The sequence below is a fragment of the Roseateles sp. P1_C1_2 genome (assembly GCF_056406535.1).
Window position 1 is genome coordinate 203,374 of the sequence record NZ_JBFUAB010000009.1, and the last position, 11,852, is coordinate 215,225.

Annotated in this window: 12 protein-coding genes; 7 read left to right on the top strand and 5 right to left on the bottom strand. The window is 67.2% G+C overall.

Annotated features, from left to right (window positions below; all coding sequences use genetic code 11):
* Positions 1–7: 7 nt before the first annotated feature.
* The 6 genes from prfA to AC1D2H_RS11035 all read left to right on the top strand — a co-directional run bounded on the left by prfA (position 8) and on the right by AC1D2H_RS11035 (position 4,223).
* Positions 8–1,093: a peptide chain release factor 1 gene (gene prfA, locus AC1D2H_RS11010; protein WP_477930401.1), complete on the top strand. Its 1,086-nt coding sequence runs from the start codon at positions 8–10 to the stop codon at positions 1,091–1,093.
* Complete coding sequence (gene prmC / locus AC1D2H_RS11015; RefSeq protein WP_478010954.1) at positions 1,090–1,911, top strand: peptide chain release factor N(5)-glutamine methyltransferase; 822 nt, start codon at positions 1,090–1,092, stop codon at positions 1,909–1,911. The genes prfA and prmC overlap by 4 nt, the downstream gene beginning before the upstream one ends.
* A 111-nt stretch (positions 1,912–2,022) precedes the next feature.
* Entirely contained in the window at positions 2,023–2,595 is a 573-nt protein-coding gene (locus AC1D2H_RS11020) for a hypothetical protein (RefSeq protein WP_477930405.1), read from the top strand.
* A 54-nt stretch (positions 2,596–2,649) separates the two neighbouring features.
* Positions 2,650–2,964, top strand: coding sequence for a Grx4 family monothiol glutaredoxin (grxD, locus tag AC1D2H_RS11025; protein ID WP_478010955.1), 315 nt, complete (start codon positions 2,650–2,652; stop codon positions 2,962–2,964).
* Entirely contained in the window at positions 2,961–3,521 is a 561-nt protein-coding gene (locus tag AC1D2H_RS11030; RefSeq protein ID WP_478010956.1) for a UbiX family flavin prenyltransferase, read from the top strand. Before grxD ends, AC1D2H_RS11030 begins: the two co-directional genes overlap by 4 nt.
* A gap of 108 nt (positions 3,522–3,629) precedes the next feature.
* The gene (locus AC1D2H_RS11035) at positions 3,630–4,223 is read left to right on the top strand and encodes a hypothetical protein (RefSeq protein WP_477930411.1); all 594 of its coding nucleotides are present in this window, start codon (positions 3,630–3,632) and stop codon (positions 4,221–4,223) included.
* Between the two features lie 18 nt (positions 4,224–4,241).
* On the opposite strand, the gene AC1D2H_RS11040 is transcribed toward AC1D2H_RS11035, so the two are convergent.
* The 3 genes from AC1D2H_RS11040 to AC1D2H_RS11050 form a co-directional block, all read right to left on the bottom strand.
* Entirely contained in the window at positions 4,242–6,377 is a 2,136-nt protein-coding gene (locus AC1D2H_RS11040) for a M3 family metallopeptidase (protein ID WP_478010957.1), read from the bottom strand.
* Positions 6,378–6,475: 98 nt separating this feature from the next.
* Positions 6,476–7,084, bottom strand: coding sequence for a lytic transglycosylase domain-containing protein (locus AC1D2H_RS11045; protein ID WP_477930415.1), 609 nt, complete (start codon positions 7,082–7,084; stop codon positions 6,476–6,478).
* Positions 7,081–8,826, bottom strand: coding sequence for a proline--tRNA ligase (locus AC1D2H_RS11050; RefSeq protein ID WP_477930417.1), 1,746 nt, complete (start codon positions 8,824–8,826; stop codon positions 7,081–7,083). Before AC1D2H_RS11050 ends, AC1D2H_RS11045 begins: the two co-directional genes overlap by 4 nt.
* Before the next feature lie 140 nt (positions 8,827–8,966).
* On the opposite strand from AC1D2H_RS11050, the gene AC1D2H_RS11055 reads away from it, so the two are divergent.
* Positions 8,967–9,569 carry an RNA pyrophosphohydrolase gene (locus AC1D2H_RS11055; protein WP_477930419.1) on the top strand — a complete coding sequence of 201 codons (603 nt, stop codon included), beginning with the start codon at positions 8,967–8,969 and terminating at the stop codon, positions 9,567–9,569.
* 4 nt (positions 9,570–9,573) lie between these two features.
* Here AC1D2H_RS11055 and proB read toward each other — a convergent pair whose 3' ends face one another.
* Both proB and obgE read right to left on the bottom strand, forming a co-directional pair.
* Entirely contained in the window at positions 9,574–10,689 is a 1,116-nt protein-coding gene (gene proB / locus AC1D2H_RS11060; protein ID WP_477930421.1) for a glutamate 5-kinase, read from the bottom strand.
* Positions 10,686–11,750, bottom strand: a complete 1,065-nt coding sequence (gene obgE / locus AC1D2H_RS11065) for a GTPase ObgE (protein ID WP_477930423.1) — start codon at positions 11,748–11,750, stop codon at positions 10,686–10,688. Before obgE ends, proB begins: the two co-directional genes overlap by 4 nt.
* Positions 11,751–11,852 lie beyond the last annotated feature (102 nt).

An 11,852-nucleotide genomic window follows, 5' to 3' on the forward strand; every position in this document is an offset into this window, starting at 1 on the left:
GCCGCCCATGAAAGATTCCCTTCGCCAGCAGTTCGACCGCCTTGGCTTCCGCCTCGCCGAGCTCGACGCCCTTCTCGCCGACGGCAGCATCGCATCGGACATGAAGCGCTATCGCGCGCTGACCAGGGAGCAGTCCGAGGTGTCAGGCCTGGTCGAGCGCTACCGCCGCTATCAAGCGCACGAGGCCGACCTCGCGGCCGCGCGCGACATGCTCGCCGACCCCGAGATGGCCGAGATGGCCCGCGAGGAGATCGCCGCCAACGAGGCGGCCCTCGCCGCGCTGGATCACGAACTGCAGCTCGCCCTGATCCCCAAGGACCCCGACGACGAACGCAACGCCTTCCTGGAAATCCGCGCCGGCGCAGGTGGTGACGAATCGGCCCTGTTCGCCGGCGATCTGGCGCGCATGTACCTGCGCTTCGCCGAAGGCCAGGGCTGGCGCACCGAAATCCTGTCCGAAAACGTGTCGGACCTGGGCGGTTACAAGGAGCTGGTCGTGCGCGTGGAGGGCGACAGCGTCTACGGTCGCCTCAAGTTCGAGAGCGGCGGCCACCGCGTGCAGCGCGTGCCGGCGACCGAGACCCAGGGCCGCATCCACACCAGCGCCTGCACGATCGCCGTGATGCCCGAGCCCGACGAGGCCGAGGCCATCACGCTGAACCCGGCCGACCTGCGCATCGATACCTTCCGTGCCAGCGGCGCCGGTGGCCAGCACATCAACAAGACCGATTCCGCCGTGCGCGTCGTCCACCTGCCGACCGGCATCGTGGCCGAATGCCAGGACGGCCGCAGCCAGCACAGCAACAAGGCCAAGGCGCTGCAGGTGCTGCAGGCACGCATCCAGGAGAAGGAGCGCAGCGAGCGCGCCGCCAAGGAGGCAGCCACGCGCAAGGGCCTGATCGGCAGCGGCGACCGCAGCGACCGCATCCGCACCTACAACTTCCCGCAGGGCCGGTTGACCGACCACCGCATCAACCTGACGCTCTACAAGCTCGGTCAGATCCTGGACGGCGACCTCAGCGACGTGATCCAGGGCCTGCTCGCGGCGCAGGCAGCGGAGCAACTGGCCCAGCTCGAAGAAGGCCGCGTGTGACGGCCAGCTTGACGGTAGATGGAGCGCTCGCCCTCGCCCGCCGGCTCGGCGTCGAGCGCGGCGATGCGCAGACGCTGCTGAGCCATCTGACTGGCCAAGACCGCGCCTGGTTGATCACCCACGGCGACGCGCCGGTTCACGATGCTGAAGCCGCTTTGAACAGGCTGGCCGCTGGCGAACCGCTGGCCCATCTGACCGGCTGGCAGCCTTTCCACGGCCTGATGCTGCAGGTGACGCCCGCCACGTTGATACCCCGCCCCGACACGGAAACCCTGGTCGACTGGGCGCTGGAACTGCTTTCCGGCCTGGCTGGCCAGCCCAGCGTCGTCGACCTCGGCACCGGCAGCGGCGCCATCGCGCTGGCCATCAAGGCGGCTTGCCCGCGCGCCCAGGTCACAGCGGTGGACTTCAGCGCCGACGCCCTGGCCGTCGCCCGCGCCAACGGCGAACGCCTGGGCCTGGCCGTCGACTGGCGCCATGGCAGCTGGTTCGAGCCGCTGGCCGGCCGACGCTTCGATCTCGTCGTCAGCAACCCGCCGTATATCGCCGGCGACGACCCGCACCTGCCGGCCCTGCGCCACGAGCCCCGCACGGCGCTCACGCCCGGCGGCGACGGCCTGGCCGACCTGCAGACCCTTGTTGATGTTGCACCGCAACACCTCAACGACGGCGGCTGGCTGCTGATGGAGCATGGCTGGGATCAGGCCGAAGCGGTCGGCGCCCGCCTGACCGAACGGGGTTTTGCCCAGGCCACGCTGAGGCGCGACCTGGCCGATCGGCCCCGGGCCAGCGGTGGCCGCTGGCGTGCAACCAGCTGAAACCACCCCGAAATGTGTGATGTATTGCTGCCAGTTCTTCATTCCCGTAACTGACTGGCCGGCGTAGTATCAAATCCCGGTGCCACCCGATGCACCGCGCAGGAGACGATCATGGTCCGCCTCGCCAGCGCTGCAGTACTGAGCCTCTGTGTTCTCGCCGCTGTCCCGGCCTGGGCCGACGACAACGCCAATCCGCGCTGGCAGGCGCGATTGCAGTTGAACAGCGTCGACAGCGGCAGCGAGGCCCAGCAGCCTCATCTCGGCGGCTCGCGCGTGCTCAGCGCCAACCTGCTCGGCGACTACTACCTCACCAGTTCCGGTTTCTCCAGCCTGCGCGGCGGCCTGCGCGCCACCGGCGGCCTGCTGCTCGGCCCGCTGTCGATGTCGCAAAGCAGTGGCGGCCTGGCCCTGGGCAGCGGCCCCGTCGCCGCCGGCCGACGCAGCCTGTCGCTGAGCGGCCCCGACGGTTATTCGCTGGACAACGCCAACCTCTCCTACTTCGGCATCGGCTACACGGGCCGCGTGCACAACGGCGGCCTGGCCTTCAGCGCCGATCTCGGCCTGATGTCGGGCTCCTATAACGGCCTGCGTCTGGGCCGCAGCAGCGCCCAGGGCTTCGAGGACGCCATGCGCGACCTGCGCTTCAAGCCCCTGCTGCAACTGGGCCTGGCTTACAGCTACTGACCGCGGCCACGCCGCGTCTCGGATAATCACGGCTTTGCCTTTCCGAGAACTGCAATGAGCGACGTTCAGCAACGCATCGACGACCTGGTCAAGAACAACCGTGTCGTGCTCTTCATGAAGGGCACCGCCCAGTTCCCCATGTGCGGCTTTTCCGGCYGCGCCATCCAGATCCTGAAAGCCGCCGGCGTGAGCGACCTCAAGACCTTCAACGTGCTGGAAGACGAGGAAGTGCGCCAGGGCATCAAGGACTACGCCAACTGGCCCACCATCCCCCAGCTCTACGTCAACGGCGAATTCCTCGGCGGTTCGGACATCATGATGGAGATGTACGAGTCGGGTGAGCTGCAACAGGCCCTGACCACGGCGTGACCCGCCTTGTCGTCGGGCTGACGGGGGCGACGGGCGCGGCCTACGCGCTGCGCCTGCTGCGCCGCTCACGCGAGCTGGGTGTCGAAACCCACCTGGTCGCGACACCCGCCGGCATCCTCAACGCCCACCACGAGCTGGGCCTGGACCGCTCCACGCTGGAAGCGGAAGCCGACCACGCCTACGCGCCGGGCGACATCGGCGCCTGCATCGCCAGCGGCAGCTTCGCGACCGCCGCGATGGTGGTGGCGCCCTGCTCGATGAAGTCCCTGGCCGCGATTGCCCATGGCCTGGGCGACAACCTGCTGACCCGCGCCGCCGACGTCACCTTGAAGGAGCGCCGCCGCCTCATCCTGATGGTGCGCGAGACGCCGCTCAACCTGGCTCATCTGCGCAATATGGTCGCCGTGACCGAGATGGGCGGCATCTGCTTCCCGCCGCTGCCGGCCTTCTATCACCACCCCAAGACCATCGAGGAGATGGTCAACGAGACGGCCGAGCGCGTGCTCGAGCTGGCGGGCGTGGCACAGGCGCAGCCCAAGACCTGGACCGGGCTCTAACCTCCCACGTCAACGGCGAACTGCCCGGTGAATCGGGCCTTGCAGCGCCCTTGGGACCGCCCTCTTGCCCGCAAGATGCCGGCAGGAAAGACTCAGGGGAATGCCGTGGTGACTGGCCTCAACGCCTCGCTACTCAACTATCTGTCGACGCAAGGCCTCGACAACTCGGCCGCCAATGGCAAGACGGCCGCCAATGCCCGCACCGGCGACAAGACGGTGACTTCGCAAGTGTCCCAGGCTGCCCTGCAACGCGCGGCCGGCACGGCCAAGTCATCGGCTGCCGTGCACCAGCTCGACATCGCCCAGAAGAAGCTGGGCGCCGAGCTGCGCACCGCGATGGACAAGGCTGGCATCCACCTGACGGCAGCCATCGACATCTCGGTGAAGAGCGACGGCAGCGTGGCCTTCAACGGCTCCGAAGCGGACAAGGCCGCGATGAAGGCCTTTCTGAAGGCTGACACCAGCCAGCCCAGCTTCGCCAACCGCATCGCCGACCAGGCCAAGGAGGCGATGAAGCTGTCGACGACGATTCAGCAAAGCGCCGCCATCTCTCAGGCGGCCAAGCTCGCCAGGTCGGCTGGCGGCGTCATGTCGCTCTACACCTCGCTGATGCAGCAGACCAGCAGCACCAGCGTGGTGTTCTCCGTCTCCGCGACGTCGAGCTCCCTGAGCTACCCGGGCGCGCTGGCGACCAACGCCTGACGCGCCCAGCGGTTCTGCTCAGGGCTTCTGCACGACCAGGCCGCGGCGTTCCAGCAGCGGCTTGATGTCGGGCTCATGCCCGACCAGGTTGCGGAACAGCACCATCGCATCCTCGCTGCCGCCACGCGACAACAGCTTGGCGCGCAACGCGTCGCCGTTGGCACGCTTGAGGCCGCCATGGGCCTTCAGCCATTCCACGGTGTCGGCGTCCAGCACCTCGCTCCAGATGTAGGCGTAGTAGCCAGCCGAGTAGCCGCCCATGATGTGGCTGAAGTAGGGCAGGCGGTAGCGCGGCGGCACCGGGCCGAAGGCGATGCCCTCGTCCTTCAGCACCTTGGCCTCGAAGGCCATGACGCCGTCGGCGGCCGGCACCTCACCGGCCTTGAGCTGGTGCAGGCGCTGGTCGACGATGGCCGCGCCGAGATAGGACAGCGTCGTGTAGCCCTGGTTGAAACGCTTGGCACGCGCCACCTTGTCGAGCAGTTCGCGCGGCATGGGTGCGCCGGTCTGGTAGTGCTTGGCGTAATTGGCCAGCACGCTGGGCCAGTCGGCCCAGACCTCGTTGACCTGCGAGGGGTATTCGACGAAGTCACGCGGCACGCGGGAGAGGCCCGGATACAGGCCCTTGTTGAACATGCCATGCAGCGCGTGGCCGAACTCGTGGAACAGCGTGTTGACCTCGTCCCAGGTCAGCAGCGTCGGCTCGCCGGCGGGTGGCTTGGGGATGTTGAGGTGGTTGGCGACGACGGGGGAAGTGCCCTCCAGCGGGTTCTGGCCGACATAGGCGTTCATCCACGCACCGCCGCGTTTGCTCGGGCGGGCGTAGAGGTCGGCGATGAAGATGGCGAGCTGCTTGCCGTCGCTGTCGAAGACGTCGTAGGTGCGCACGTCGTCACGGTAGACCGGCAGGTCGGTGCGGCGCTTGAAGCTGATGCCGTAGAGCTGGTTGGCGGCGTAGAAGACGCCCTTCTCCAGCACGCTGGTGAGCTCCAGATAGGGCTTGAGCTGGCTCTCGTCGAAGCCGTACTTGGCGGCGCGCAGCTTCTCGGAGTAGTAGCTCCAGTCCCAGGGCTGCAGCGCGAAGCTGGGCTGCTTCTTGGCGGCTTGGTCGGTGTCGATGAGCTTCTGCAGTTCGGCCGCTTCCTGTCTGGCGGAGGCGACGGCGGCCGGCCCGAGCTTGCCGAGCATGGCGTTGACGGCTTCGGCCGATTTGGCCGTTTCTTCCTCCAGCACATAGGCGGCCGGCGTGGCATAGCCCAGCAGGGCGGCGCGCTCCTGGCGCAGCGTCATCACGCGCGACACGATGCCCGTCGTGTCATTGGCATTGCCGCGGCTGCCGCGGGCGACCGAGGCCAAATGCAGGCGTTCGCGCAGCGCGCGGTTCTGCAGCTCGGTCTCGGGCGGCTGGATGGTGGTGTTCAGCAGCGTCAGCAGGTATTTGCCTTCCAGGCCCTTCTTCTTGGCCGCCTCCGAGGCGGCGGAGATCTGGGCCGGTGTCAGGCCGGCCAGCTCCTCGGCGCTGTCGACGACGAGGGCCGAGTCATTGACCTCGGCCAGCACCGCTCGGTTGAAGCGCGCGCCCAGCGTCGCCACTTCGGCATTGATGGCCTTCATGCGCACCTTCTGCTCATCGCTCAGCTGGGCGCCGGCGCGCACCATGTCACGGCGGTAGCGCTCGATGAGGCGCGTGCCCTGGGCGTTGGGCGCCGCCGTGGTGCGTGCCGCATACAAGGCCTCGATGCGTGCGAACAGCTTGGGGTTGAGCAGCACCGCGTCGCGATGCGCGGCGAGCTTGGCGGCGTAGTCGGTCTGCAGCTGCTGGCGGGCCGGGTTGGCATCGGCGCCGATCAGGCTGAACAGCAGCGTGGAGGTGCGGCCCAGCAGCCGGCCGCTCTTCTCCCACGCGATGATGGTGTTGTCGAAGGTGGGCGCCGCGGGGTTGTCCGCAATGGCCTGGATCTCGGCCAGTTGCTCGGCCATGCCCTTGTCCAGGGCCGGGCCGAAATGTTCGTCCTTCACCTTGTCGAACTGCGGGTATTGCAGCGGCAGCGGGCTTGGCGCGAAGAGGGGGTTGTCCGTGGACTGGGCCCAGCTCAGGCTGGTGGCCAGCAGCGTGGTGAGAAGAAGGGGCGCAAAGCGTTTGGCAGCGTGCATCGGCGGCTTGTCTTGTGGACGAAACCACCAAGCCTAACGCGCCAATCAACCCCAGCCACAAGCCACGCCGGGTAAGCCCTGAGGGCTTTACTGGCCCTTCACTTCTCGCCCGGCAGCAGCCACTGCCGACGTGCGGCAAACACGGCGTTCGGGTACTCGGGCTTGCCGCGGCTGCCGTTGTAGCGCCCCAGCGCGAGGTACATGTCGCCCTTCTCGCGGTCCAGGTAGTGGCGCAGGATGACGCAGCCAAAACGCAGGTTGCTCTGCATGTGGAAGAGGCTCGCGGCGTCGCCGTCGCCGATCAGCTTGGCCCAGAAGGGCATGACCTGCATATAGCCGCGCGCGCCGGCAATGCTGATGGCGTATTTGCGAAAGCCGCTCTCCACCTGCACGAGGCCGAGCACCAGGCTGGGCTCCAGGCCCGCGCGCTTGGCTTCGTACCAGACCGTCTCGAGGAACTCGATGCGGATCTGCGCCTCGGTCTTGCGTTTCTTCAGCCGCTCGCTCATGGCGCCCAGCCAGCGCAGATAGGCCATGCGCTCGTCGATCTGGCTGGCATCGAACCTGGGGCGCGGCGGCGCGCTCTGCGCGATGGACGCGCTCAGCGCCGAGCGCATCGAATCCGCCAGCGGCTCCTCGACCTGGGCGCCCGCCCGCGCCGCCAACGGCGCGGCGAGCAGGCTGGACAGCAGCAGCCGGCGCTTCAAAGCTTGAGCAGGCCCTTCAGATGGCCGACCACATCGTTGACGCCCAGCTTGGTCGCGGCTTCATCGCGGCGGCCCTGGTACTCGACCTGGCCTTCCTTCAGGCCACGGTCGCCCAGCACGACGCGGTGCGGCACGCCGATCAGCTCCCAGTCCGCAAACATGGCACCGGGGCGCTCGCCGCGGTCGTCCAGCAGYACGTCCACGCCCAGCGCCTTCAGCTCTTCGTAGAGCTTGTCGGCAGCGGCCTTGACGTCGGCGCTGCGGTCCGCGCCGATGGGGCAGATGACGACCGTGAACGGCGCGATGGCGTCCGGCCAGATGATGCCGCGCGCATCGTGGTTCTGCTCGATGGCGGCACCCAGGATGCGCGTCACGCCGATGCCATAGCAGCCCATCTCCATCAGCTTGGGCTTGCCGTTCTCGTCCAGGAAGTTCGCGTTCATCGCGGACGAGTACTTGGTGCCGAGATAGAAGACATGGCCGACCTCGATGCCGCGCTGGATGGCGAGCAGGCCCTTGCCGTCGGGCGAGGGGTCGCCGGCGACGACATTGCGGATGTCGGCGACGACATCGGGCTCGGGCAGGTCGCGGCCCCAGTTGGCGCCGGTGAAGTGGAAGTCTGCTTCGTTGGCGCCGCAGACGAAGTCACTCATGACAGCGACGGTGCGGTCGGCGACGATCTTCAGCGGCTGCTTCAAGCCGATGGGGCCGAGGTAGCCGGGCTTGCAGCCGAAGTGGGCGTCGATCTCGCCGCCCGTCGCGAAGCGGAAGCCGCCCTTCAGGCCTTCGACCTTGCCGGCCTTGACCTCGTTCAGGTCGTGGTCGCCACGCACCAGCAGCAGCCAGACCTGGGTCTTGACGATGTTGCCGTCCTTGTCGAGCTCATCGGTGGCCAGCACCAGGGACTTCACCGTCTGGGCCAGCGGCAGGTTCAGCAGCAGCGCGACCTCGGCGCAGGTGGCCTTGCCGGGCGTGGGCGTCTTGCTCAGCGCCTGCAGGGCAGCGGCGCGGCCAGGCAGCAGGGCCACGGCTTCCGCGAGCTCCATGTTGGCCGCGTAGTCGCTGGTCGGGCAGTAGACGATGGCGTCCTCGCCGGTGTCCGCGATGACCTGGAACTCATGCGAGCGGTCGCCGCCGATGGCGCCGGTGTCCGCCGCGACGGCGCGGTATTGCAGGCCGAAGCGGTCGAAGATCTTGCAGTAGGCCGCGTACATGTTCTCGTAGCTGCGGCCGGCCGACTCCACGTCACGGTCGAAGGAATAGGCATCCTTCATCGTGAACTCGCGGCCACGCATCAGGCCGAAGCGCGGGCGGCGCTCGTCGCGGAACTTGGTCTGGATGTGATAGAAATTTTTCGGCAGCTGGCGGTAGCTGCGCAGCTCCTGGCGAGCGATGTCGGTGATGACTTCCTCGCTGGTCGGCTGGACGATGAAGTCGCGGCCATGGCGGTCCTTCACGCGCAGCAGTTCGGGGCCCATCTTGTCGAAGCGGCCAGTTTCCTGCCACAGCTCGGCAGGCTGGATGACGGGCATCAGGCACTCGACGGCGCCGGCCGCATCCATCTCCTCGCGAATGATCTTCTCGACCTTGCGGATGACGCGAAGCCCCATCGGCATGTAGTTGTAAATGCCGGCGCCCAGGCGCTTGATCATGCCGGCGCGCATCATCAGCTTGTGGCTGACGACCTCGGCATCGGCGGGCGCTTCCTTGAGGGTGGAGACGAAAAACTGGGAGGCTTTCATGGGCAAACCAAATGCGAAGGCCGGGTGAAAACCCGGCCGAAGTCACGACAAAACAGAGGCAAATCTTCGGGTTAGCGAGGGCGCTGTGGCAATCGCGGCCCGATGCAATAATCGAACCAACTAGAGATTTGAGGTTGATTATGCTCGACCGTGAAGGCTTCCGCCCCAACGTCGGCATCATCCTGCTCAACCAACGCAACGAGGTGTTCTGGGGCAAGCGCATCCGGACGCACTCGTGGCAGTTCCCGCAAGGGGGCATCAAGCACGGTGAAACGCCTGAGCAGGCGATGTTCCGAGAGCTCCACGAAGAGGTGGGGCTCATACCAGAGCATGTGCGCATCATCGCGAGAACACGCGACTGGCTGCGCTATGAGGTGCCCGAGCACTTCATCCGGCGCGATGCGCGCGGCCACTATCGCGGCCAGAAACAGATCTGGTTCCTGCTGCAGATGGTGGGCCGCGACTGCGACATGAATCTGCGCGCCACCGACCACCCCGAGTTCGACGCCTGGCGCTGGAACGAGTACTGGGTGCCACTCGAGGCCGTCATCGAGTTCAAGCGCGGCGTCTACGAGATGGCGCTGACGGAGCTGGCGCGCTATCTGCCGCGCATCAACCACCACAACCGCTATCTGCGCGCCGGCATGCGGCCGGCGCATCGGGAGCGCAACAGCGGGCCGATGCCTTTGGAGGCGCCGGTGGAGACGACTGCGTCACCACCGGACGGCGAGCCAACGAGCTGAGCTCCTAGCGGAGCACCAGGTTGTCTCTGTGGATAAGTTCAGGCTCTGCTGCGTAACCGAGCAGGGCCTCGAACTCCGACGACGGCTTGCGCGCGATCAATCGCGCTTCCGACGCTGAATAGTTGGCCAGGCCACGGGCCAGCTCAACGCCTTCGGCCGTCTGCACGGCRATGACATCGCCGCGGTGGAAGCCGCCCTGCACTTCGACGACACCGATGGGCAGCAGGCTCTTGCCTTCGTCACGCAGCTTGATCGCCGCGCCGGCATCGACCTTGACGGCCCCGCGCAGTTGCAGGTGATCAACCATCCACTGCTTGCGCGCCGCCAGCTTGGGCGTTGCTGCGTGCAGGGCCGTCCCGATGGCCTCGCCCCGCGCCAGTCGCAGCAGCACGTCGGGCTCGCGCCCCCAGGCGATCACGGTGCCGGCGCCGCTGCCCGCAGCGCGCTTGGCGGCCAGGATCTTGGTGATCATGCCGCCGCGGCCGAGGCTGGAGCCCGCGCCGCCGGCCATGCGCTCCAGCTCAGGGTCACCGGCCTGGGCCGTGTCGATGAAGCGGGCAGAAGGGTCCTTGCGCGGGTCGGCTGAATACAGGCCGCGCTGGTCGGTCAGGATGACGAGGGCGTCGGCCTCGACGAGGTTGGCGACGAGCGCACCCAGCGTGTCGTTGTCGCCGAACTTGATCTCGTCGTTGACGACGGTGTCGTTCTCGTTGATGACCGGCAGCACGCGATGCGCCAGCAGCGTCAGCAGCGTCGAGCGGGCATTGAGATAACGCTCGCGGTCGGCCAGGTCGGCGTGGGTCAGCAGCACCTGGGCGCTGGCCATGCCTTGGGCGCTGAGCTGGCTCTCGTACATCTGCGCCAGGCCCATCTGGCCGACGGCGGCGGCGGCCTGCAACTCATGCAGCTCTTTGGGGCGCGTCGCCCAACCGAGGCGCTTCATGCCCTCGGCGATGGCGCCGCTGGACACCATGATCAGCTCACGCCCTTCGTTGGCCAATGCCGCCAGTTGACGGCTCCAGTTCGCGATCGCTTCGGCGTCAACGCCCCGGCCCTCGTTGGTGACGAGGCTGGAACCGACTTTGACAACGATGCGGCGCGCGCTGGAGAGCAGGGTCATTCTGTGGTGTCGGGGGCGTCGAAGCGGACGTCGCGGTCCTCGACCACCTTCTGCTCGGCGGCAACGTGGTCGTAGATGGCGTGGATGAGGGGCTGGCAGCCCTCGCGCGTCAGCGCGGAAATCTTGAAGACCGGGCCCTTCCACTTGTAGCGCTTGACGAAGTCCTTCACGCGGGCTTCGCGCTCTTCCTCGGGCACCATGTCCAGCTTGTTGAGCACCAGCCAGCGCGGCTTGTCATGCAACTCGGGGTCGTACTTCTTGAGCTCGGCGACGATCGCCTTGGCTTCCTTGACGGGGTCGACTTCGGGGTCGAAGGGGGCCAGGTCAACGACGTGCAGCAAGAGGCGCGTGCGCTGCAGATGGCGCAGGAACTGGTGGCCCAGGCCGGCCCCCTCCGCTGCACCTTCGATGAGGCCTGGAATGTCGGCCACGACGAAGCTCTTCTCCGGCGCAACGCGCACGACGCCGAGGTTGGGATGCAGCGTCGTGAACGGATAGTCCGCAATCTTGGGCTTGGCGTTCGAAATGGCCGTGATCAGCGTCGACTTGCCGGCGTTGGGCTGGCCCAGCAGGCCGACATCGGCCAGCACGCGCAACTCCATGCGGATCTTCTTGATCTCGCCCGGCCAACCCGGCGTCTTCTGACGCGGCGCCCGGTTCGTCGAGGTCTTGAAATGGAGGTTGCCGAAACCGCCGTCGCCGCCCTTGCAGATCAGGATGCGGTGACCCGGCTCCAGCAGTTCTCCGATGACGGACTCGGTTTCGAGGTCGGTGATGATGGTGCCGACCGGCACGCGCAGCACGATGTCGTCGGCCGCCGCACCGAAGCAGTCCGAACCACGGCCGGCCTCGCCGTTGCGGGCCTCGTGGCGGCGCGCATAGCGGTAGTCGATCAGCGTGTTGAGATTGCGGTCAGCCTCGGCCCAGACGCTGCCGCCCTTGCCGCCGTCGCCACCGTCGGGGCCACCGAAGGGGATGAACTTTTCGCGGCGAAAGCTCGCGCAGCCAGCGCCACCGTTACCGGCGGCGACATCGATGGTGGCTTCGTCAACGAATTTCATGGCGGGTGGGCCATCGTAATGGCTGGGTTGCAACCGGTGCACCGTCGTGTGGCGCACCAGACTTCAGAAATGACAAAGCCCCGGCGAGCCGGGGCTTCGGAT